Source organism: Flaviaestuariibacter amylovorans, from assembly GCF_039541815.1.
Taxonomy (GTDB): Bacteria; Bacteroidota; Bacteroidia; order Chitinophagales; family Chitinophagaceae; genus Flavisolibacter; species Flavisolibacter amylovorans.
The window spans coordinates 12,788-34,310 of record NZ_BAABGY010000014.1 but is presented as its reverse complement, the minus strand read 5'-3'; the positions used below and the strand labels follow the sequence as shown (position 1 = coordinate 34,310).

The following is a 21,523-nucleotide window of genomic DNA, read 5'->3' as shown; positions in this document are numbered from 1 at the left end:
CTGACAGCGTAATCAAACGCAAGGGCCCGGATCGCTATGCGATCCGGGCCCTTTTTTAGCACATTAGCATATTAACTAATCAGCACATTAACGTGCGGCATAGCCGAACACCTTGCGCAGTACGTCGGTGGTGCGGGCGGCTACATTGGTGCGGATGTTGGCTTCTTCCTGCGCCACCTGGTCGAAGAGGGCGGTGACGGCCTTGTCGGTGACGTAGGCGCCGAGGTCGGGGTTGAGCTTTTGCTTCGTCGTGGGAAAGCCGTTGTAGATGCTCACGAGCTCGTCGTAGTACTTGGTGGCATTGAGCTGGGTGAGCGTGTTTTTGATGATGGGGGAGAAGGCGGCCACCAGCTGGGCGCTCGTCTTTTCGCGGAAGAAGTTGGTGGCGGAGTTCTGACCGCCGCGCAGGATGCCGATGGCGTCGGCGATGCTCATGTTGCGGAGCGCCTGGCCGAAGATCGGGCGCGCCTGCACCACGGCCTCCTCGGCGGCGCGGTTGATCTGCAGGATGGCGCGGTCGACCATGGAGCCCATCCCGAGCTGCCGGAGCGTGGACTCGACACGCTGCGCCTCGGGCGGCAGCAGCAGCTTGTAGGCGCTGTTGCCGAAGAAGCCGTCCTTGGCGTGAAGGAGCGTCACGCCGCGGTCGATGCCTTTGTCGAGTGCCTGGCGGATGCCTTCGGCGGCCTCGGCCTCGGTAGGAATGGTGTACTGCTGCGCCACCTGTTGCAGCGTTTCGCAGGAGCCGAGCGCCGTGCAGGAAAGCGTAGCGGCAAGAAGATACTTATACATGGGGCTGTTTTGGCCGCAAGGTGCAAAAAAGAGGCCAGAGGAGGATGTCAGATCTCAGATTTTATGATCTCAGATCTGGGATGTCTGATGTCTGATTTCAGATTTCAGATTTAGGCTGGCGCACGCCAGGGAGGATTTCGGATTTAAGTTTACCCAGGCCGGGAAGATCTTAGCCCCTGGATCCGAAGGCAGATATCACGTGGCGGCTTTTCTCCTTGCTATCGGCGTCAGCAACAAATCCCAAATCTGAAATCCGAAATCTGAAATCCCCCCGGGGGTACAAATTGACTATCACGACAAATCCCCTTGTGGCGTTACTTTGGCCGAAACCAGGACGTTATGAAGGCATTACTGCTGCTGATCTGTATGTTTCTTTGCTGCGCCGGCGCCTCCGCGCAGCTGGCCGATAGCACCGCGCCCGCACGCGGCACCGCCGCCTGGCACTTGGGCAAGGCACGCAGCCAGAAAACGGCTGCCTGGATCCTGCTCGGCGGCGGCACCCTGGTGGGCGTCATCGGACTGGGCAACAGCATCAATATGTCGGGCGGCTACCTGGGGCCCGCATCGGAGGAGGAGAAAAGCAAGCAGCGGGTGGGCGAGGTGATGTTCCTCGTGGGCGGGGCCGCCGTTCTGGGCAGCGTGCCCCTCTTCCTGGCGGGCGCCCGCAACAAGCGCATTGCCCTCGGTATGAAGCGCCAGGCCAGCTATCTGCCCGATCCCGGCCGCCAGCACTCCTTCGCCGCCCTTTCGCTGCGCCTCCCGATCTAGAGCGCCAACCGCGCTTTTGTATCCGGCGTGTTACCTTCCCGCAAACCAGAACCGATGCGCACCTCCCTCTTCGTCCTGTTCCTGCTCGCCGCTTCCTCCTGCTTCGCCCAGTACGACCCGGCCAACGACCCGGAGCGCGGCACCTACGACTGGCACCGGCGGCGCGGCACGAGCCAGGTGGTGGCCGGGAGCGTGCTGACGGCGGGCGGCGTGGCGCTGGTGCTGATCGGGCAAAACCGCGTGCTGCAGTCGGCCGACGTACAAGGCAGCACCATCAAGGCAAAAGGCGGCGGCTTCATCGCCGGCGGCATCCTCGCCGCACTTGTAGGCATCCCCGTATTCATTTCCGGCATCTCCAACGCCCATAAGGCCAAAGTGCTCCTGCGCACGCAGGCGGCCCTGCTCCCCGGAGGGCCGCAGGCCTTTCCGGCGCTGGGCCTGCGCGTCGCGCTCGGGAAGCGCTAGCGGCCAATCTTCCCGCCACCGCCGCCGGTGCCGTACATTTGCAGCACTTTTTCCGAAAACGAGCTGTAATGACCCATCAACACCTTTCCGAGCAGGAGCTGATCCGCCGCGAGAAGCTCGCCGAGCTCCAGCGCCTCGGCATCGATCCCTATCCCGCTGCCCTCTACCCCGTAAGCCACTATTCGACGGAGATCAAGAACGTATTCACCGACGATACCAAAGACAACTTCGCTTCCGTGTGCCTCGCCGGCCGCATCATGAGCGTACGCGACATGGGCAAGGCCGCCTTCGCCGAGCTGCAGGACGCACAGGGCCGCATCCAGGTGTACGTGCGCCGCGACGACATCGCCACTGACGGCAATACCTCCCTGTACGACGATGTGTGGAAGAAGCTGATCGACCTCGGCGACTTCGTGGGTGTGAAGGGCTTCGTATTCCGCACCAAGGTGGGCGAGATCTCCGTGCACGTGCAGGAGCTCACCTTCCTCGGAAAATCGCTGCGCCCGCTCCCGGTGGTGAAGGTGGCCGAGGGCCAGACCTTCGACGCCGTCACCGATCCGGAATTCAAGTACCGCCAGCGCTACGCCGACCTCGTGGTGAACCCCTCCGTAAAAGAGACCTTCCTGAAGCGCACCAAGATGATCAACGCCATCCGCGACTTCCTCAACGCGCACGGCGCGCTCGAGGTGGATACGCCGGTGCTTCAGGCCATCCCCGGCGGCGCGGCCGCGCGACCCTTCATCACGCACCACAACGCGCTCGACGTGCCTTTCTACCTGCGCATCGCCAACGAGCTGTACCTGAAGCGCCTCATCGTGGGCGGCTTCGACTGGGTATACGAGTTCAGCCGCAACTTCCGCAACGAGGGTATGGACCGCACCCACAATCCCGAATTCACCATCCTCGAGTGGTATACGGCCTATAAGGATTATTTCTGGATGATGAACGTGACGGAGCAGCTGCTCGAGCGCACCTGCATCGCCGTCAACGGCAGCGATGAAGCGGTAGTTGCCGACAAGACCATTTCCTTCAAGGCGCCCTTCGCGCGCGTGCCCATCTATGATGCCATCAAAGAGCATACGGGCTTCGACGTGAGCGGCCTCGACGAGGCGGGCCTCCGCGACGTATGCGGCAAGCTGGGCCTCGAAGTGGAAGCCTCCATGGGCAAGGGCAAGCTGATCGACACCATCTTCGGCGAGCGTTGCGAGCACCATTATATCCAACCCACCTTCATCACCGACTATCCCGTGGAGATGAGCCCGCTCACGAAGAAGCACCGCAGCAAGCCGGGCCTCGTGGAGCGCTTTGAGCTCATGATCAACGGCAAGGAGATCGCCAATGCCTACTCCGAGCTCAACGACCCCATCGACCAGCGCGAGCGCTTCGAGGAGCAAATAAAGCTGATGGAGCGCGGCGACGACGAGGCCATGTTCATCGACTACGACTTTCTGCGCGCCCTTGAGTACGGCATGCCGCCCACGGCCGGCATCGGCATCGGCATCGACCGCCTTTGCATGCTCCTCACGGGCAACGTGTCGATCCAGGACGTGCTGCTGTTTCCGCAGATGCGCCCCGAGAAATCCGACGACGTTCCGGCCACGGAGGAGACCCCTGCCGGCTGATCGCCTGTACCGAAATAAAAGGACCGCCCCGGCGGTCCTTTTTCGTTTTTGGTGGGGCGGAAAAGCGGTTTTTGGCCCCTTGCGCGGTATTCGGTAATATTGGTTCGGGTTTTAGGTCTCCCGCGCCCGCGGCGGCACTGCTTCCCGATGAGAAAATAACCAAAAAGTACTGTCTTATGAATCTGCTCTCTGCACGCGCGCTCCGCTGTGCCCTGCTTGCTTCAGGGATGATCTTCGGAGCCGCCACGGCCAGCGCCCAGCGCCCTGCGAAGGTCGCGAAAGCCGCCCCTGGCGCCCCTTCCGCTTCCGTTTACCGCGTCAGCGCCCACCAGCGTCCCGACAACAGCTGGGGCTTCTCCGTGTACAAGAACAACGTAATCGTGCACTCGCAGGATAAGGTCGAAGGCCTGAGAAAGGGCTATGCCGACAAGGCCGCCGCCGAAGCCGCTGCCGGAGCATACGTAACCCGTCTCAAATCCGAGGAGAAGCACTAAGCGCCGCTCCGTTCAATAACCGCAACCACTCATTGTAAATCCATTCCAACATGCGTATTTTCCTGCAACGGGCGCTTGGACTGCTGCTGCTGGGCGCCGGCGTTTCCGGTACAGCAACCGCCCAGGCCATTAACGAGAACTTCGACAACGTGCCCGGACTCTTCACGTCCGGCTGGTCGCAAAAGAACAACAGCTCGCCGCTCGGCGCCAGCACCTGGGTACAGGGCTCCACCGCCACCTTTCCCTCCTTCAACGGTGCGGGCACTTCCTACATCGCCGTCAACTTCAACAGCACCACCGGCACGGGCACCATCAACCAGTGGCTCTTCACGCCCGTCCGCGACATCAAGAACGACGACTCCGTCATCTTCTACACCCGCATTCCCGCCGGCACCGTATACCCCGACCGCCTCGAGCTCCGCCTGAGCACGGCAGGCGCCAGCACCGACGTAGGCACCACGGCCACCTCGGTGGGCGATTTCAGCATCCTGGTCACCTCGGTGAATCCCAACCTCAGTTCGTCTACTACCTACCCGGCCGGCTACCCCAACGTCTGGACCCGCATCGGGGCAAAGGTGACCGGACTGGCCGGCCCCGTAAGCGGCCGATTCGCTTTCCGCTACCATGTGACCAACGGCGGCCCCAACGGCGCCAACTCCAACTACATCGGCGTCGACGCCTTCCAGTTCAAGCCCTTCGTATCGGGCTGCCCCGCCGTCACCATCGCCACCCCGGCTAGCACCAACCTGTGCCCCGGCACGCCGCTCCTGCTGTCGGCATCGGCCGCCACCGGCAACCCGAGCTTCCAGTGGTTCCTCAACAACAACCCGATCGCAGGTGCTACCTCGGATGCCTACATCGTGACCGCAGGCGGCGCCTACACCGTGCGCGCTACCTACGGTGCGCCGCAGTCGTGCGTTTCCACGTCCAACCTCGTTACGATCAACACGATTCCGAAGCCGACGGCCAACTTCAGCTTCGACTCGTATTGCGTAGGCCGGGCCACGATGTTCTCCAACACCACTACGGTTACGCCTGCGACGACCCCTGTGGCGTATCGCTGGAACTTCGGCGCCGGTGGCCGCGACACGGTTATCGCCGGCAACACCTCCTTCACGTACGGCACCACCGGTGCCCGCCAGGTGAAGCTGGTGGCTATCCCCAACGGCTGTCTTGCCCAGGCCGACTCCATCACCAAGACCATCACCCTCGAGACGCCGCCCGCCGGCATGCGCCTGCCCACCGTGAACGTCAAGTACGACACGCCCACGGAGCTCATGGCCCGCACCCTCCCCGGCGCCGCCCTCGAGTGGAACCCGCCGGTGATGATCTCCTCCGCCACCATCGTGAACCCCACCGTGCGCGCCGTGCGCGAGCAGGACTACCGCATCTTCTACCGCTACGCCTCGGGCTGCGAGACCGTGGATTCGCTGCTGGTGCGCATCTTCACGGAGAACAACATCTTCGTACCCACGGCTTTCTCGCCCAACGGCGACGGCCAGAACGACCGCCTCCGCCCGCTGCTCGTCGGCATCACCAACTTCCGCACCTTCCGCGTGTATAACCGCCTCGGCCAGGAGCTCTTCTCGACGGGAGACGCCATGACCACCGGCTGGGACGGCACGTACAAAGGCCAGGCGCTGCCCGCCGACACCTACATGTGGGTGACCGAAGGCTACGACCGCAACGGAAACTTCATTCGCAGGAACGGCCAGGTTGTGCTGGTTCGCTGATTCATCCTCTAAACAATTCGCATGAAAAAGATATTGCTCTCCGCGCTCCTGCTCCCCGCCCTCCAGGGCCTCGCGCAGGATGCCAACTTCTCCCAGATCCAGAACACCCCGCTGCTCCTCAACCCCGCCCACACCGGCAACTTCGACAAGAGCTGGCGCATCAACGGCGGCTACCGCAACACCACCTTCAGCGGCATGCGCTCCTTCAACACCGGCTACCTCTCCGCCGACGCCCGCATCAAAGGCAAAGGCATCAGCGAGAACGACCGGCTCGGTATCGGTGTCTACGGGTTCCTCGACGCCAATGCCGGGGGCTCGCTGAAGAGCAACTATTTCGGACTCTCCCTCGCGTACAACAAAGCGCTCGGTGCCGGCACCCGCCTCGGCGTCGGCGCCCAGGCCGTGTACGCCGCGCAGCGCCTCGACATGAGCAAGCTCGTGTTCGAAGACCAGTTCGGCTCCGGCGGCTTCAGCGGCACCTCGGTGGATGCCGGCCGTATGAGCGGCTCCGAAAACTACTTCGACCTCAACGTGGGTCTCATGCTGTCGCACGACGCGGGTGGCCGCTGGGGCGGCGAGATCGGCGCCACGGCCATGCACCTCACCAAGCCCAAGGCCTCCTTCCTTGGCACCGACTACCGCGTGCCGGTGCGCTACCAGGCCAACGCCTCGGCCTGGATCCGCCTCAAAGGCAACGACCGTATCCAGCTCCAGGGTCTTTTCGTAACCCAGGACAAGGCTGAGTACGTACAGGGTGGCTTCATCTTCTCGAAGGCGCTGAAGCTCACCGCCACCGAAACCTCCCTCGACCTCGGCGTGCTGACGCGCAACACCAACGTGGTGATCCCCTATCTCGGTCTCGGCTGGGGCCGCACGAAGGGTGCCCTCACCTACGACGTCACCACCAACAAGAGCAAGATGGCCGGCCTCAACCGCCAGAGCCTCGAGATCTTCCTGACGCACACGTTCTGATCGCACAGTCCGTAGAAATACTGAAGGCGGCCCCGAGGGGCCGCCTTTTTGCTGCCGGCCCGCAATGGTGGACCGCATCCTTTAATTTTGCCGTTATGAAAGTCGTGGGCTTCACCTTCATCCGAAACGCGGTGCGCTACCAGTACCCGGTTGCCGAGGCGATCCGCTCCATCCTGCCGCTTTGCAGCGAAGTGGTTGTGGCCGTGGGCTGCAGCGACGACGGCACCCGCGCCCTCATCGCGTCGCTCGGGCCGCAGGTACGCATCCTCGACACGGACTGGGACGAGTCGCTCCGCGCGGGTGGGCGGGTGCTGGCCGACGAGACCAACAAGGCCTTTGCCGCTATCGGTCCCGACGCCGACTGGTGTATCTACATCCAGGGCGATGAGGTGCTGCACGAGGATGGGATCGAGAAGCTGCGCGCCGCAATGACGAAGTACAAAGACCAGGCGGAGGTAGACGGCCTGCTGCTGCGCTATAAGCATTTCTACGGGTCCTACGATTACGTGGGCACCTCGTCGCGCTGGTACCGCCGCGAGATCCGCGTGGTGCGCAACAACCGCAGCATCTTCTCCTACCGCGACGCGCAAAGCTTCCGCAAGGGCGATAACGAGAAGCTGCGCGTGAAGCCCGTGGATGCCTGGATCTATCATTATGGCTGGGTGCGCGAGCCGAAGGCCATGCAGGACAAGATGAACGAGTTTCACCTGCTGTACCACGGGCACACTGAGGCCAACCCGGAGCAGAAGCTGTACGGCGGCCCCTTCGATTACAGCGGCGTGGATGCGCTCGCGAAGTTCGGCGGCCGCCACCCGGCGGTGATGCAGGACTGGATCGGCCGTATGAACTGGAAGTTCGAGCACGACCTGAGCTTCAACCGCATCAAGCCCAAGGACCGCTTCAAGAATGCGGTGGAGTGGCTCACGGGCCGTCGCCCATTCGATTTCCAGAATTACAAGATCATTTAGGGGTTTAGAGTTTAAGGTTCGCTTTCCGACGCGTTCCCTAAAGCCCGCTCGCGGGCTACACCTATTGCGCTCTTGAAAAAAGATCGGGACTGCAGGCGGCGTCGATGCCTGTATTCAGCCGCGCTGTACTTTAAACGACCCCAGGCTATGAACCTTGCACCTTAGCGTAAAAAAAGAAAGGCTGCAGGTGACTCCTGCAGCCCATAAATAGTACCCTGGGGCGCCGCTTTACCGCACGAACAGATCCTTCTGCAGCTCGTTTTCGGGGTTGACCGCGTAGTGCGCCAGGTCGGTGATGCCTTCCTGCGCCAGCACTTCCTCGTCGATGAAGAAGTTGCCCGTGCATTCTTTCGAGGAGCGCGAGAAGATCGCATGCGCGGCGTCGGCCACGATGTCGGGGGTGCGGCTGCGCTGCACGAGGTAGTCGCCGCCCAGCAGGTTCTGCACGGCAGCCGTGGCGATGGTGGTGCGGGGCCAGAGCGCGTTGGCGGCGATGCCGTGGGGCCGTAGTTCTTCGGCAAGGCCCAGGATGATCATGCTCATCCCGTACTTGCTCAGCGTATAGGCGAGGTGTGGGCCGAACCAGCGCGGGTCCATATCGAGCGGGGGGGAGAGGTTGAGGATATGCGGGTTCTCCGCTTTTTTGAGATACGGGATGCAGGCCTTCGACACGAGCAGCGTGCCGCGCACGTTGATGCCGTGCATGAGGTCGAAGCGCTTTGCCTCGAGCTGCTCGGTGGGCAGCAGGTTGATGGCGCTCGCGTTGTTGACGAGGATGTCGATACCGCCGAAGTGCTCCGCCGCCTGCCGCACCGAGGCCTCGATCTGGTCGTCGTAGCGGATGTCGGTCTGCAGGGCGAGGGCCCTGCCGCCGGCCGCTTCGATCTCGGCGGCTGCGGTATGGATGGTGCCATCGAGCTTCGGGTGGGCCTCGGCGGTCTTGGCGGCGATGGCGATGTTGGCCCCCTCGCGCGCGAGCCGCAGCGCGATGGCTTTGCCGATGCCGCGGGAGCCACCGGTGATGAAGACAGTTTTTCCTTTGAAGTTCATAAGTTGTAGAAAGGTAAAGAAGGTTTTCTTACCGCTAAGAAAAGAAGAAGCTAAGGGTTGCGCTAAGGGATTGTTTATTGGCCCTTCGGCAAGCTCAGGATGACATGGGTCGCCTTAGAGCTACACTTTTCCAGGGTAGCATTCTTTTTCTGTTATTCCTCGGCCCAAGGCTAAAGCCATGGGCTCTTTTGAATCGAAAACCCACGTCCCTCGACAAGCTTGGAATGCCGGCGCCCCGGCCGGCATTCGATTGTTCTCGAATACCAGCGGGCGCCCTTGCGCCACCTGCGACCTACACAGATCTGAAATCCCAAATCCCAGATCTGAAATTAGAAAGGCCGCGCGTCAGCGCAGCCTTTCTTAGCGAATACCTTAGCCCCTTCTTTTCTTAGCGGTAAGAATCCCTTGTTTTACTTATTATGCCTTAAAAATCCGGCATTTTAGGCGCCGTACCCATGACGTCGTCGATACGTTGCATCACTTCGGGCGTGAGCTTCGGTAGTACATCGAGCGCTTCCAGATTTTGCAGCAGTTGCTCTTTACGCGTGGCGCCGAGGATGGCCGTGGTCACGTTGGGGTTGCGGATGCACCAGGCGATGGCCAGGGTAGCCTGTGAGGTGCCGAGCTCGCGGGCAACGTCGCCGAGGGCGCGCACCTTGGCGAGCTTGTCGTCGGCAATGAGCTTGTCGCGGAGCCAGTCGAAGCCTTCAAGGGCGAGGCGGCTGCCATCGGGGATGCCGTTGTTGTATTTGCCGGTGAGGAGGCCCGAGGCGAGCGGGCTCCAGATGGTGGTGCCCATCCCCACGGTCTTGTAGATCATCGCGTATTCCTTCTCCACCTTTTCGCGCTCCAGCAGGTTGTATTGCGGTTGCTCCACCGAAGGCCCGATGAGGCGGTAGTCGGCGGCTACGCGGTGCGCTTCCATGATCTCGACGCCGCTCCATTCGGAAGTACCCCAGTAGAGGATCTTGCCTTGCTGGATGAGGGTGTTCATCGTCTGCACCACTTCGGCGATGGGTACGTTCTTGTCGGGGCGGTGGCAGAAGTAGAGGTCGAGGTAGTCGGTCTGCAGGCGCTGCAGGGCCTCGTGGCAGGCTTCGGTGAGGTGCTTGCGTGAGAGGCCGGTCTGGTTGGGCTTGTTGGCCTTGCCGCGCCAGCCGAAGAAGGCCTTGGAGGATACGGTGTAGGAGGTGCGGTCCCAGTGCTTGCGCCGCAGCACGCGGCCCATGAGGCGCTCGCTTTCGCCTAGCGCATATACCTCGGCGTTGTCGAAAAAGTTGATGCCGTGGTCGTAGGCGATGTCCATCAGCTCGTCGGCGAGTCCCTCGTCCACCTGCTTATGAAAGGTGACCCAGCTGCCATAGGAGAGGGCGCTGAGCTGCAGGCCGGTAGCGCCCATTCTGCGGTATTCCATGTTCGTCTTGTTTAGGCAGACAAAATAGGGAATTGCCAGTTGCTTTGCTGGCGTGGTTCGCTTCGCTCACGCTCAGGGAGCACACGGCGGCACGGTGGGTTCGTCCTTTCTCTATCGTGGCCGCGAGCGGCCTTGCTTTTCTTACAGGTCGATGCGGGTTTCACGCTGAGGCGCCAAGACGCAAAGGCGCAGTGATGCTTGGGCATTGCCAACCGGAGTTCACGAACTCATTCGCCATGCCTCCGTACCACTGTGCCGCCGTTTGAAAATTAGGGCCGCTTGCGGCCGCCTGCTACAAGGGCTTGATCGGCGCTACGGGTGGTGGCGTGCCGGCAGGCGCGGGCGATGCCGGTGCCGACGTGTCGGCGGGTGGGGGCGCGGCAAACTGCTCGTCCTTCACGTCCATGATGCCCGTGGGGAACTTGATCACGTACCACGACATGTCCTGTGCCGCTTCGAGGCCGCGGCCGCCGCGGATGCGCTTGTCGGGTTGCACGATCCGCACCACCGAGTCGGTGTAGAAAACGCGGGCGTTCTGGTCCCACCAGAGTTCTTGCGTACGGAGCGTGTCGCCGCGTACGTTGATGACCCGCACCGAGTCGCGCAGCAGCACGAGGTTGCGGTGCTCGGCATAGCGCGCATAGCGGGCATCGAGGTAGCTTTCCACCTTGCCGAGCGAGTCGTAGAAGTCGACGTGCAGCATCGTCGGGAATTCGATCACCGTCGAGTCGCCCACGTGGCGCAGCATGCGCGGCGATTTGAGGATGGCCTTCAGGCGTCCGTTCTGGCTGAACTGCGTGGTGACGTCGATCGCCACTTCCACCTGCGCTTTCCTGTCTCTCCGCTCAAATACCTTATCGTCGTCGTTGCCGCATCCGGCGAGGACGGCGAGCAGGAGCAGGGAAAGCAGGAAGGAGCGGGTGCGCATGAAGAAGGTTCTAGATTGAGTGGAGCGTGCCGGGCAAAGGTCGGGTTACAGGGGAGTTCAGCCGCTTTTGTTTTCCTTAAAATTTCGGCAGCCGGCACATCCTGGTGTGGGCACCTAAAGAAAAAGGCGCCCCGGGGCGCCTTTTTCATCTTAATCATATCTGCGTTTCACGAACCAGAAGTCGCTCAGGTTGAGCCCCAGGGAAAGGCGGAAGTTGTTTTCCTTGAGCGGGTTCTGGTTGTTGCCGCGGTTGTTGTATTCGAAGGCCAGGTTCACCGTCGTGATCTGGTTGCGCGTCAGGTTGCTGAAGTTGCCGAAGGGAACGCCGAGGCCGGCGCTCACGCCCCAGAGCGGCATGTTGCCACCGGCGCTGATGTAGTCTTTGCCGGCATGGAAGCCTGCGCGGTAGGTGATGCGGCTCAGGTAGGCCTGCGTCAGGTTGGGGCGGATCTGGCCGCCGACGCGCACAATCATGTTGTCGGCCACGGCATCGCTGGCGCCGAAGTAGCGGTATTGGCTCCACTTGTTCATCACGAGGTCGGCACCGATCTGCCAGAAGCCCCAGCGCTGGTTGCGCTTCTCCACGGCCTCGGGTCCCGGCTTGATCAGGTCGCCGCCGAAGAGCACGCCGAAGCTATAGCTCGCGGGGTACACGATGGTGCCGCGGTCGTTGCTGCTTTTGTACACCGTGTCGGTGAGGGCCGTGTTGGGATCGAGGGTAAAGGTGCCGATGGTGACGCGCTGCGTGGCGTTGAGGTTCTGCTTCAGGTTGCCCGTGGCGCCGAGGCGCAGGAACTGGCCGCGGGCCTTATTGAGCTGGATCGTGTATTGGGCGCCGAAGTCGAAGTATACTTTCCCGAAGTTGCTGTTGGTACGCTGCAGGCCGTGGTAGTACACCACGGTGTCGTTTTCGAAGTAGCGTACCGTGCTGGCCTCGCGGCTGCCGAACAGGTAGCCGATGTTGGCGCCGATGCTCAGGTCGCCGATGGCGAAGCCCGTGCCGATGGTGGGCAGGAACGAGCCGCCGTCGCCGCTGTACTCGGTGTACACGGAGTCGATGTTGTTGCCGCCCTGGGCCGGGGGATTGAAGATGCGGCGGCGGTCTTCCACCATATAGCTCACGCGGGTGAGGGGGCGCAGGCCGATGGCGAGGCCCCAGCCTTTGCGCAGGGGAATGCCGATCTGGAGGTAGGAGATGTTGAGGTCGGAGGAGGTGAACTTGTCGGCGCGGGACGGCTCGCGGAGCGTTTTGTTCTCCAGGTAGGTGCCTACGTCGAGGAGCACACGGCCGGAGGCGAGCTTCTTGGGGTTGCGGGCCTGGCCGAAACCGAAGAAGGAGGAATAGGATGCCGGGTTGCTGAAGTTGACGCGGAGGCGGTCGCTGTAGCGTACGTCCTGCGGTTGGTTGGCGTCGGCGATCGATACGCCGCCCATGCCGCGGTTCACGATGTGGGTGTTGGGTGCTATGTCGCCGAGGCCGAAGCGCGAGTAGGGCGAGTTGCCCTGGGCGCCGACGGCGGCGGCGCTGAGCGTGAAGGCGGTGATTCCTGCGGTCCGGGCGAGCACGATTCGTTTTCTCTTAAGCAGTGTTGACGCGGCTGATAGCATAAAGTCCTTTAAAAATAAGTTCGGGGTCTGCAAATATCTTGTTTTTCAAATGAGGGCTGACCCCCCCTGTGTCCCCCCCGGTTAAAAGGGCGTTAAAGTTCCCATAACGCTCCCGGTAGGCGTTGATGAAGCCGTCGATCTCGAAGGCCATGCCCAGCACCACACCGCTTTGCAGGTTGGTGGCGGTATCATAGCCTACGAGCGGCACGTTGGGCGTTCCGGCCACGAGCGGGAGCTTCGCCGTGTATTCGTGCATCGCGCGGAAGCGCATGGCCATGCCCGGGGCGATGGCGCCCCCGAGGAAGGCGCCTTCCTGCGCAATGAAGTTGTAGGTGATGCAGGTGCCCAGGGCGATCACCAGGTTGTGCCGGCCGGGAAACAGGTGCACGGCGGCGGCGGCAGCGGCGATCCGGTCGGCGCCCATCGTTTCGGGCTTGCCCACCGGGATCGTGAACGGCAGTTTCGATTGGCTCGACAGGCGGTGGTAGCGCGTGCGGTCGGCGAGCAGGGCGTCGATGGCGGGGTCGTGGTCGATCACGGAGGAGAGGATCGCATGCCCGGGGCGATGCGTGTCGAGGAGCTCCGTGAGGTGTGCGGCAGCGTCGGGGCGCAGGTAAACCACCTCGCGGAGCACATCCCCGGTAAAGAGGGCCGCCTTCAGGCGCGTGTTGCCGAAGTCGAGGCAGAGGGTGGACCCGGCCCCAGCCCCCGCCCCGGCCCCCTGTCCCCCGGAGGGGGAACTTAGGTTGTTGCTTGCTTTTGTTGATTCGATCATTTCTCAGGTCGGCGCTTCAGTTGGGAAGCGAGGCAAGATACGCGAAGCTGCGGAACAGGGATATGGAACAAGGAACAGGGAACAAGGAATAGGGAATAGGGAATAGGGAATACAGAACAGGGAACAGGAATAAAGAATAGGGAACAAGGTCCACCGCAAATCTCAAACCTCAAATCTGAAATCACAAATCCGAGATCCGAGATCCGCGATCCCAGATCCTACTGCAGGTTGAATCCCTTCTGGTTCTTGAAGTGTCCGTTGAGCTTGATCTTTTCCTTCAGGTTTTCGAGCTCGGCCACGAGGGGCAGCACCTTGGAGAGGTGGCGCTTCAGGTATTCGAGACGCTGGCGCTCGTCGAAGAGGTGCAGCAACTCGTACTCTTCCTCGAGGGTAAGGCCAACGTGGTGGGCGATGTCGAAGGCGCGGAGGGCATCGTCCTCTTTCTTGAAGTCCTTGGTGACCTTGAGCATCCGGTGGAGCTCGCGGATCGAGTCGAGAATGCGCTGCAGCAGGGCGGGGATACCGGCTTCGAAGGTGCTGGGGTAGTTGACGATGGCGCCGCTGTACAGCTTGTCGGGCACTTCCTGGATGACCTCCAGGATGCGGAACACGCGCTCGCCCTCGGTCTTGATGTCCATTTCGCCCGATTCATACACCTTGCTGAGCTCGGTGATGCGCACCACGGTGCCGAAGTCCTGCATGCGGTCGTTGATGACGGTCGGGATACCGAAGGCCCGCCCTTGTGCCTGACACTCGGCAATGAGCTGCTTGTAGCGCGGCTCGAAGATGTGCAGGTTGAGCTGCTCGCCGGGATACACGACGAGGTTGAGCGGGAAGATCGGGATGAAATTGGTCATACGGGTGCGTCTGCAAATTTAGTGCAGGTCCGGTTCGGGAATCGGCAATCGGGAATCGGCAATCGGGAATCGGCAATCGGGAATCGGGAATCGGGAATCGGCAATCGGGAATCGGGAATGGGGCGGTGTAGCGATGAGTGCATCCATCCTGGCGACCTAGACTTGGTGACGGGTCGTCCTTTTCTGAAAGACTTGAAATGGTTTTTTGAGAAGCAGATACCAGGATCCTGAGCGCATAGGCAAGGTTGTGTCCTTTCCGATCGAAAATAAAGCAACATCACTCCGGAACGATAAATACCTATCGCAAATGGGCACTTCTCGGGTTCTGAATACCACTACGCCCACTGCACCTGATCGACCTAAAAACGCTTTTGCCGATTGCCGATTCCCGGTTGCCGCCTCCTACACAGCATCCGACAGGGAGCTGAAGTTGAAGTCGCGCACCTTGAGCGGCGGCACCAGCGAAGCGCCCACGCGCTCGGCGCGCCCGAGGTCCTCGAGGTTGCGGAACAGGTTTACCGGGCTTTCGTTGAAGCGGAAGTTCTTCACGGCGTGCGCGATCTTCCCGTTCTCGATCCAGAACACGCCGTCGCGCGTGAGGCCGGTAACGAGGATGCTTTGCGGGTCCACGGAACGCATGTAAAAGCAGCGGGTCACGAGTATCGTTTTGTCGGAACCCTTGATGAGGTCTTCAAGCGAGCGGTCGCTGCCCTGCAGAATGAGCGATTCGGAGGTGAGGGGTACCGCCTTCACTCCCTGCTTGCCGGCCCAGTAGCGGCTGTAGTGGAAGTTGCGGAGCACGCCCTGCTCCACCCAGGCGGTTCGCTCCACGGGGCGTCCGTCGGCAGCGAAGGGCCGGCCTGGAACGCGCGCGTTGAAAGGGTCGGTGTAGAGCGTGATGCCGTCGGCAAAAAGCTTTTCGCCAAGCCGGTTGCCGCCGCCCTTCTTTCCGAAATAGGAGCGTCCCTCGTCGGCATTGCGGGCGTCGAGCGCCGAGAGAAAGAACGGAAGGAAATCAGCCACGGCGGCGGGCTCCAGGATCACCGTGTATTTTCCGGGCGGGAGCGTGCGCGCGTTGCGCGAGGCGAGGGCCTTCTGCGCGGCCATACGTGCGGCCGCACCGGCATCGAGCTCCGATACATCCGTATACGTACGGGCGGCGTAGCCCGACCCGGTGCCGTCTCCGGTGCGTGCGCTCGCCGTGAATCCGGCCACCGTGCCCCGGTTGTAGGCGAAAAGGCCGCGGCTGTTGCCGAGGGCGGTAAAGCTCGTCGTGTCTTCGAGGTAGCCCGCGCCGGAGAGGGATCCCGACCGCGTCACGTTCAGGGCGGCAAGCGCCAGGGCGGCGCGGCGCGCCGGTGTCATGGCCGCCGTGCCGGCGCTGAAGTTGGCGGCGGTACCGTAATTCTGCGGTCCGGGCGCCGGGAGGAACTCGGGGTTTTCGGGTGCGAGGCGTGCCGTCTCCTCTGCCTGACGCACGGCGGCCCGCAAGGCGTCGTCGGTCCATTCGTTGGTGCTGGCCGAGCCGCTGCGCTTGCCGAAGGCCACGGTAATGGTGGCGACGCGGTCTTCCTTTTCGCCGCTGGTGGTGACGCTGTTGCGCGCATACCGGATATTGCCGGTGCGCCCGCCGCTGAGGGTCACCGAGGTTTCGTCGGCTGTGGATAGGGCAAGGATCTTATCGATGAGGGCCCGGGCTTCGGGCTCGGAGAGCAGGAACATAGGGATCGTTTAGTTGGAGGTGCGGGTATTGATGACGTTGATGGCGTTGAAGCGGGTGGTGGCACTGCCGTGCGACACGGCGCTTGCCTGCCCGGGCTCGCCTTTGCCGTCGTTGAACGTGCCGAAGGCGCGGTAGTCGGAGGCGTCGCAGATCGCCGCGCAGGCATTCCAGAATTGCTGCGTGTTGGCCTGGTACGCCACATCGTCGAGCATGCCCGCGATGGCGCCGTTCCGGATCTCGTAAAAGACCTGTCCGCCGAACTGGAAATTATAGCGCTGCTGATCGATGGAGTAGGAGCCGCGGCCGGTGATGAAGATGCCTTTCTCCACGTCCCGGATCATCGCGGCCGGCGAAAGCGTTCCGGTGCCGGGGCGCAGCGATACGTTGGGCATCCGCTGGAACTGCATGTTGGCCCAGGAGTCGGCGTGGCAGCATCCGTGCGAGGTCTTCCTGCCGAGGATATGCGCCTGGTCGCGCGTGGCCTGGTAATCCACGAGGATGCCGTTCTTAATGAGGTCCCACGACTGCGCGGGCACACCGTCGTCGTCGTACCCGATCGTGTTGAGCAGGTAGGGTTGCGTGCGGTCGGCCACGATGTTCACGATGGGCGCGCCGAAGCGGAAGTTGCCGGAGCGCCATTTGTCGAGCGTAGCGAAGGAGGTGCCGGCGTAGTTGGCTTCGTAGCCCAGCACGCGGTCGAGTTCCAGCGGGTGGCCTACCGACTCGTGGATGGTGAGGCCCAGGTGCAGCGGATCGAGCACGAGGTCCCAGGTGCCGGGCTCCACCGAGCGGGCCGACAATTTTTCCTGTGCGTGGCGCGCGGCCTGCTGCGCGTCTTCCACCATATCGTAGCGGTTGCGGTACAGGATGAGGCCCGCGGGTCCCTGGATCTTTTCCGAAGGATCGGCGTCGAGGTATTCATAGCCGCGGCCCATCGGTGCGCTGAGCGCGTCGCGCGTCTTGAACCGGTTGCTGCTGCGGTCCACGGCCGTTGCGGTGAACGTAGGCCAGAGCCGGTGCAGGTCCTGCTCAATGTAGGAGCCTTCCGTGTTCGCGTAGTATTTCTGCTCGTTCACGAAACTCAGCGACGAGGTGATGAAGGAGGCCCCGGCCTTCAGCGCTTCGCTGTTGACGCGCAGCAGCAGGTCGGTCTTTTCTTTCACGGGCACATCGAAGGCGTTCTTTTCGATCGGGGTGCGCCAGCTCTTTTCGCCGAGTCCTTTTTGCGGCGTCCAGCGCACGGGCTCGGTCTGCAGCAGGGCGTTGGCGCGGGCGATGGCGATGGCGTTGGCGGCGCAGCGGGCGATGCTTTCGGGCGAGAGGTCGTTGGTGGCGGCAAAGCCCCAGGTGCCGCGCACGAGCACGCGGATGCCCATGCCGTAGGAGCCGTTGTTGGAGATGCCGAGCACGCGGTTCTCGCGGGTGCTGATCGCCTGCTGCAGGGTGCGGGCGATGCGTACGTCGGCATAAGCGGCGCCGCCCCGGCGCGCTGCAGTAAGGGCCCGGTCGGCGAGGGCTTTTTTGGCGGCGGTGTCGGGGCCGCCTTCGCGGAAGCGATCGGGGTCGACCGGCGCGGCAAAGGCGAGGTCAGGAAGAAGCAGGGCGCCGAGGCTTAGGGTACCGGTAAGCTGGAGAAAGTCTTTTCGTTGCACAGGGGGGTGTTGAAAAACCAAAATACGACATCGAACGCTCGCGCCGCCATCTTTCCTCGTGTATTCGACTGCTCCTGTTGCTATTCCCGATTCCCGATTCCCGATTGCCGATTCCCGATCCGTACCTTGCCCGCATGGAACGCACGTACTTCGACGATCTGCTTTTTGAGCAGGAGGACTTCACGAAAACGCCCTTCAGCGCAGGGGAATACGACCAGTGCACCTTCAGCCATTGTCACTTCGCCGCGGTGGCGCTATCGGGATCCGTCTTCGTCGATTGTACCTTTACCGGCTGCGACCTCTCGAACGTCGGCTTGCAGAAGACCGCTTTTCGCAATTGCACGTTCACCGACTGCAAGCTGCTCGGCACACCCTTCGACCACTGCGATCCCTTCCTCTTCTCGATCCGCGCCACGGGCTGCAACCTCGAGCTGGCCTCCTTCTCCGGCCGCTCGCTGAAGAAGACGGTGTTCCGGGCCTGCTCGCTCCGCTCCGCCGACTTCACCGACGCCGACCTCTCGGGGAGCATCTTCGATGCCTGCGACCTGCACGGCGCCCTCTTCGCCAACACCAACCTCGAAGGCGCCGACCTCCGCACCGCGTTGCATTACTCCATCGACCCGGGCCGCAACCGCGTGCGCAAAGCCCGCTTCTCGCTGCCCGCCGTTACGGGCTTGCTGGATGTATACGGCGTGCGCATCGATTAGGCAACACGGATCCGGATCCTTCGTTATGATCCTATCTATTATTGAAACCATTGCTCATGAAACTCATTTACTTCCTGTTGTTATCGGTACTCCTGATGCACTGTAAGAAGAGCGGGGGGCACATCGATGCCTCGTCGATCACCCGCACCGACGGCAACGGCGTCCTGATCGCTACCGACCCCGACGACTGGCAGGTGTATAGCGGCTTCCCGGCAGGCACGCGCGCCCTGTTTACGGAACTGCCGGCAGCCGATCTCGCAGGCGCGGTCCGCGCACAGGTTTCGGTGCAGCCGGTCTTCCCGAACCCTACCGATGGAATCTTTCGTTTCACGATCAGCGGTACGTTGCGTACCGCCGTACAGGTGGTTGTAGTGGACGAGGACCTAAATGTGAAGGACCGGTACAGCTATGCTATGACGCCCGGGGGCTCCGCCCGTTCCTTCCTGCTCAGCCGCGACAGCTACAGCAACGGCCGTTACTACCGTGTATATTATGGGTTTTTCAGCGAAAGCGAAGGCCTGTATGCAGGAGGGCACGGCAATATCCTGGTGCAGCGCTGAAGTGTAAAAGCTTTCTGAAAACACATTCCCTTCCCCTTCGTTACGGCAGAGGCTGCCAGGGTTTTGGCACATTCTTTAACTCCTGTATCCCGGGTCGTTCACGGCCTCAAAAACGGAATACTATGAAAAAGATCATCTATGGAACCTTCCTCGCGCTGGGCCTAGCCGGCTTCACCGCCAGCGAAGTGAGTGCACAGAAAGTAGAAACGCGTAGCCGTTCCCGCAAGAACGCGGCCATCGGCGCGGGCGCAGGCGCTGCCACCGGCGTCATCGTGAGCCGCAACAACTCCAAGGGCGCCGTGGTAGGCGGCGTCGTAGGTGCCGGCGCAGGCTACCTGTGGGGCAAAAAGCAAAACAAGAAAAAAGGCCGAAAGGTCGTGGTGAAGAACGATTGATCAAAATCCCCGTCCAAAGACGGGGATTTTTAATGTGCTAATGGGGTAATGTGCTAATGTGCTCATGAAGTGATGAGAGATACGATGGGGCACCTTTGCTCTTTAATGGATGCGGCCGTTGTACCGCACTTCGATCGGCTCTTTCGACATTCAAGATTCGCCATTCATTATTCGATATTCCCCACTTGTTGCCGCCACAGGGCATAATACAATCCTTTCTGCGCCAGCAGCTCCTCGTGCGAGCCCTGCTCGGCGATGCGGCCTTTCTCGAGCACGTAGATCGTATCGGCATGGCGGATCGTGGAGAGGCGGTGCGCAATGGAGAGCACGATCTGCCTGCGCTCGGCGGCAATGCCGCTCAGCGTAGCCGTGATCGATTCCTCCGTGATCGAGTCGAGCGCAGCGGTGGCCTCGTCGAAAATGAGGATGCGCGGGTCGCGGAGGAGGGCACGGGCGATGGAGAGGCGCTGCTTTTCGCCGCCTGAGAGGCGGGTGCCGCCTTCGCCGAGCAGGGTGTCGAGGCCCGCGGGGCCACTCACCAGGTGGGCCGCCGCAGCGCGCCGCAGCGCCTGGTGCATCTCTTCGTCGGTGGCCGTCGGCTTGATGAAGAGGAGGTTCTGTCGCACCGTGCCGGCGAACAGCTGTGTGTCCTGCGTCACGAAGCCGATCTGCCGCCGCACGCGGTTGTAGCGGATGGAGCCCACTGGCACATCGTCGAAGAGGATCTCGCCCTCCTGCGGGGTATAGAGGCCCACCAGTAGCTTTACGAGCGTCGACTTGCCCGAGCCGCTCGGGCCTACGAAGGCGATGGAGCCCCCGGTGCCGACCGAGAAGGACAGGCCGTCAATAGCGTTGCGCGTGCCGGTGCGGTGGCGGAACTTCACATCGCGGAACTCGAGCTTCTGTACAGGTCCCACCTCGATCGGGTCCTCGGGCCGTGTTTCTACGGGTTTCTGCATCAGCGCGTCGAAGTTGTGCAGCGAGGCTTCCGCCTCGCGGTAGGCGAGGATGATGGTGCCGAGGTCCTGTATCGGTACGAAGATGTAGTTCAGAATGAGCTGCATGGAGATGAGCTCGCCGGGGCTCAGCACCTTGCGGAAGATGAGCCATAGCAGGATGAAGAGGATCGACTGCTTCAGGAGGTTGAGGGTGACGCCTTGCAGGAAGCCGAGCGTGCGCACGCGCCGCACCTTCTGCATCTCGAGGTCGAAGATCTGCTGCGTGAAGGTTTTGAGCCTCCGGATCTCGGGGTAGGTAAGGCCCAGGCTTTTGACGAGCTCGATGTTGCGCAGCGACTCGGTAATATGCCCTGCCAGCACGGCGTTCTGCCGGAAGATCTTGCGCTGTACGGTCTTGATCTTTTTCGACAGGAGCCCGGTGAGCCCGCCGAGCAGCAGCACGCCCACCAGGAACACGGGCACCAGCAGCCAGCTGCGCGTGATGGCATAGTACGTCAGGAAGCCGACCCCGACAAGCGTGGAGAAGAGGATGTTGATGAAGGCCGTGAGAAAGCTTTCCGTGTCGCGTCTCGTTTTCTGCAGCACCGACAGCGCCTCTCCGCTGCGCTGCATCTCATACTCTTCGAAGGAGAGGCGCAGGGTTTGCTTGAGGCCTTCGTCGAATACCGTTTGCCCGAAGCGCTGTACGAGCAGCCGCAGCACGTACTCCTGCAGCGAGCGGGCCGCGCGGGCGGCAATGGCCACGCCAACGAGGAGGGCCAGCAACCTGCCGGCGCCACGCACGAGGGCTTCTTCGTTTTGCGTGCGGGGGTGGATGACATACTGGTCGAGGATGCGGCCGAAGAGTACGGGATCGAGGAAGGTGAGGGCCTGCGCAAGCGCGGCAAGGCCCATGGAGGCCCACATAAGGCCCTTGTAGGGGCGGAGGTATTTCCAGAACAGGTGCACGGCGGGAGGGCTGAAAAAATGGGACCACGGGATCGTGAGGCATGAGGCGTCAGGCGTGAATCGTCGCCCGATGCTTCGGCGTGTGAATGGTGATGGGGGCCAGGGCGGTTTCTCTCTCGCCCCCGGCTCTTAC

General features: G+C 62.1%; 20 protein-coding genes. 10 read left to right on the top strand and 10 right to left on the bottom strand.

Annotated features, from left to right (window positions below):
* Window positions 1-87: 87 nt before the first annotated feature.
* A complete protein-coding gene (locus ABD937_RS18910) occupies window positions 88-792 on the bottom strand; it encodes a DUF4197 domain-containing protein (protein ID WP_345257434.1) in 705 nt (234 codons plus the stop codon).
* 339 nt (window positions 793-1,131) lie between these two features.
* Here ABD937_RS18910 and ABD937_RS18905 point away from each other — a divergent pair, with 339 nt between their 5' ends.
* The 7 genes from ABD937_RS18905 (at window position 1,132) to ABD937_RS18875 (ending at window position 7,814) form a co-directional block, all read left to right on the top strand.
* Window positions 1,132-1,560: a hypothetical protein gene (locus ABD937_RS18905; RefSeq protein ID WP_345257433.1), complete on the top strand. Its 429-nt coding sequence runs from the start codon at window positions 1,132-1,134 to the stop codon at window positions 1,558-1,560.
* A 54-nt stretch (window positions 1,561-1,614) separates the two neighbouring features.
* Window positions 1,615-2,025: a hypothetical protein gene (locus ABD937_RS18900; protein ID WP_345257432.1), complete on the top strand. Its 411-nt coding sequence runs from the start codon at window positions 1,615-1,617 to the stop codon at window positions 2,023-2,025.
* A 68-nt stretch (window positions 2,026-2,093) separates the two neighbouring features.
* A complete protein-coding gene (lysS, locus tag ABD937_RS18895; protein ID WP_345257431.1) occupies window positions 2,094-3,647 on the top strand; it encodes a lysine--tRNA ligase in 1,554 nt (517 codons plus the stop codon).
* Between the two features lie 176 nt (window positions 3,648-3,823).
* Window positions 3,824-4,141: a hypothetical protein gene (locus ABD937_RS18890; protein ID WP_345257430.1), complete on the top strand. Its 318-nt coding sequence runs from the start codon at window positions 3,824-3,826 to the stop codon at window positions 4,139-4,141.
* 50 nt (window positions 4,142-4,191) lie between these two features.
* On the top strand, window positions 4,192-5,874 hold the full coding sequence (locus ABD937_RS18885) for a choice-of-anchor J domain-containing protein (RefSeq protein WP_345257429.1): 1,683 nt from the start codon (window positions 4,192-4,194) through the stop codon (window positions 5,872-5,874).
* Between the two features lie 21 nt (window positions 5,875-5,895).
* On the top strand, window positions 5,896-6,846 hold the full coding sequence (locus ABD937_RS18880) for a PorP/SprF family type IX secretion system membrane protein (protein WP_345257428.1): 951 nt from the start codon (window positions 5,896-5,898) through the stop codon (window positions 6,844-6,846).
* Between the two features lie 95 nt (window positions 6,847-6,941).
* Window positions 6,942-7,814 (top strand): glycosyltransferase family protein, encoded by an 873-nt coding sequence (locus ABD937_RS18875; protein ID WP_345257427.1) that lies wholly within the window; start codon window positions 6,942-6,944, stop codon window positions 7,812-7,814.
* Between the two features lie 228 nt (window positions 7,815-8,042).
* On the opposite strand, the gene ABD937_RS18870 is transcribed toward ABD937_RS18875, so the two are convergent.
* The 8 genes from ABD937_RS18870 to ABD937_RS18835 all read right to left on the bottom strand — a co-directional run bounded on the left by ABD937_RS18870 (window position 8,043) and on the right by ABD937_RS18835 (window position 17,821).
* Entirely contained in the window at window positions 8,043-8,864 is an 822-nt protein-coding gene (locus tag ABD937_RS18870; RefSeq protein ID WP_345257426.1) for an SDR family oxidoreductase, read from the bottom strand.
* Between the two features lie 424 nt (window positions 8,865-9,288).
* Entirely contained in the window at window positions 9,289-10,278 is a 990-nt protein-coding gene (locus ABD937_RS18865) for a potassium channel beta subunit family protein (RefSeq protein WP_345257425.1), read from the bottom strand.
* Between the two features lie 292 nt (window positions 10,279-10,570).
* Complete coding sequence (gene lptC, locus ABD937_RS18860) at window positions 10,571-11,206, bottom strand: LPS export ABC transporter periplasmic protein LptC (protein WP_345257424.1); 636 nt, start codon at window positions 11,204-11,206, stop codon at window positions 10,571-10,573.
* A gap of 150 nt (window positions 11,207-11,356) precedes the next feature.
* Window positions 11,357-12,772 (bottom strand): hypothetical protein, encoded by a 1,416-nt coding sequence (locus tag ABD937_RS18855; RefSeq protein ID WP_345257423.1) that lies wholly within the window; start codon window positions 12,770-12,772, stop codon window positions 11,357-11,359.
* 13 nt (window positions 12,773-12,785) lie between these two features.
* Complete coding sequence (locus ABD937_RS18850) at window positions 12,786-13,589, bottom strand: type III pantothenate kinase (protein WP_345257422.1); 804 nt, start codon at window positions 13,587-13,589, stop codon at window positions 12,786-12,788.
* A gap of 218 nt (window positions 13,590-13,807) precedes the next feature.
* On the bottom strand, window positions 13,808-14,446 hold the full coding sequence (locus tag ABD937_RS18845; RefSeq protein WP_345257420.1) for an LON peptidase substrate-binding domain-containing protein: 639 nt from the start codon (window positions 14,444-14,446) through the stop codon (window positions 13,808-13,810).
* 402 nt (window positions 14,447-14,848) lie between these two features.
* Entirely contained in the window at window positions 14,849-16,168 is a 1,320-nt protein-coding gene (locus ABD937_RS18840; RefSeq protein ID WP_345257419.1) for a TldD/PmbA family protein, read from the bottom strand.
* A 9-nt stretch (window positions 16,169-16,177) separates the two neighbouring features.
* Window positions 16,178-17,821: a TldD/PmbA family protein gene (locus tag ABD937_RS18835; RefSeq protein WP_345257418.1), complete on the bottom strand. Its 1,644-nt coding sequence runs from the start codon at window positions 17,819-17,821 to the stop codon at window positions 16,178-16,180.
* A 134-nt stretch (window positions 17,822-17,955) separates the two neighbouring features.
* On the opposite strand from ABD937_RS18835, the gene ABD937_RS18830 reads away from it, so the two are divergent.
* The 3 genes from ABD937_RS18830 to ABD937_RS18820 all read left to right on the top strand — a co-directional run bounded on the left by ABD937_RS18830 (window position 17,956) and on the right by ABD937_RS18820 (window position 19,483).
* Entirely contained in the window at window positions 17,956-18,528 is a 573-nt protein-coding gene (locus ABD937_RS18830; RefSeq protein ID WP_345257417.1) for a pentapeptide repeat-containing protein, read from the top strand.
* A 56-nt stretch (window positions 18,529-18,584) separates the two neighbouring features.
* Complete coding sequence (locus ABD937_RS18825; RefSeq protein ID WP_345257416.1) at window positions 18,585-19,088, top strand: hypothetical protein; 504 nt, start codon at window positions 18,585-18,587, stop codon at window positions 19,086-19,088.
* Window positions 19,089-19,210: 122 nt separating this feature from the next.
* A complete protein-coding gene (locus ABD937_RS18820; protein ID WP_345257415.1) occupies window positions 19,211-19,483 on the top strand; it encodes a glycine zipper domain-containing protein in 273 nt (90 codons plus the stop codon).
* A gap of 167 nt (window positions 19,484-19,650) precedes the next feature.
* On the opposite strand, the gene ABD937_RS18815 is transcribed toward ABD937_RS18820, so the two are convergent.
* A complete protein-coding gene (locus tag ABD937_RS18815) occupies window positions 19,651-21,390 on the bottom strand; it encodes an ABC transporter ATP-binding protein (protein WP_345257414.1) in 1,740 nt (579 codons plus the stop codon).
* Window positions 21,391-21,523: the final 133 nt, after the last annotated feature.

Bases quoted from the DNA above. Each gene is read 5' to 3' on its own strand.
- ABD937_RS18910 (WP_345257434.1), bottom strand. From the start codon at position 792: ATGTATAAGTATCTTCTTGCCGCTACGCTTTCCTGCACGGCGCTCGGC.
- ABD937_RS18905 (WP_345257433.1), top strand. From the start codon at position 1,132: ATGAAGGCATTACTGCTGCTGATCTGTATGTTTCTTTGCTGCGCCGGC.
- ABD937_RS18900 (WP_345257432.1), top strand. From the start codon at position 1,615: ATGCGCACCTCCCTCTTCGTCCTGTTCCTGCTCGCCGCTTCCTCCTGC.
- lysS (WP_345257431.1), top strand. From the start codon at position 2,094: ATGACCCATCAACACCTTTCCGAGCAGGAGCTGATCCGCCGCGAGAAG.
- ABD937_RS18890 (WP_345257430.1), top strand. From the start codon at position 3,824: ATGAATCTGCTCTCTGCACGCGCGCTCCGCTGTGCCCTGCTTGCTTCA.
- ABD937_RS18885 (WP_345257429.1), top strand. From the start codon at position 4,192: ATGCGTATTTTCCTGCAACGGGCGCTTGGACTGCTGCTGCTGGGCGCC.
- ABD937_RS18880 (WP_345257428.1), top strand. From the start codon at position 5,896: ATGAAAAAGATATTGCTCTCCGCGCTCCTGCTCCCCGCCCTCCAGGGC.
- ABD937_RS18875 (WP_345257427.1), top strand. From the start codon at position 6,942: ATGAAAGTCGTGGGCTTCACCTTCATCCGAAACGCGGTGCGCTACCAG.
- ABD937_RS18870 (WP_345257426.1), bottom strand. From the start codon at position 8,864: ATGAACTTCAAAGGAAAAACTGTCTTCATCACCGGTGGCTCCCGCGGC.
- ABD937_RS18865 (WP_345257425.1), bottom strand. From the start codon at position 10,278: ATGGAATACCGCAGAATGGGCGCTACCGGCCTGCAGCTCAGCGCCCTC.
- lptC (WP_345257424.1), bottom strand. From the start codon at position 11,206: ATGCGCACCCGCTCCTTCCTGCTTTCCCTGCTCCTGCTCGCCGTCCTC.
- ABD937_RS18850 (WP_345257422.1), bottom strand. From the start codon at position 13,589: ATGATCGAATCAACAAAAGCAAGCAACAACCTAAGTTCCCCCTCCGGG.
- ABD937_RS18845 (WP_345257420.1), bottom strand. From the start codon at position 14,446: ATGACCAATTTCATCCCGATCTTCCCGCTCAACCTCGTCGTGTATCCC.
- ABD937_RS18840 (WP_345257419.1), bottom strand. From the start codon at position 16,168: ATGTTCCTGCTCTCCGAGCCCGAAGCCCGGGCCCTCATCGATAAGATC.
- ABD937_RS18830 (WP_345257417.1), top strand. From the start codon at position 17,956: ATGGAACGCACGTACTTCGACGATCTGCTTTTTGAGCAGGAGGACTTC.
- ABD937_RS18825 (WP_345257416.1), top strand. From the start codon at position 18,585: ATGAAACTCATTTACTTCCTGTTGTTATCGGTACTCCTGATGCACTGT.
- ABD937_RS18820 (WP_345257415.1), top strand. From the start codon at position 19,211: ATGAAAAAGATCATCTATGGAACCTTCCTCGCGCTGGGCCTAGCCGGC.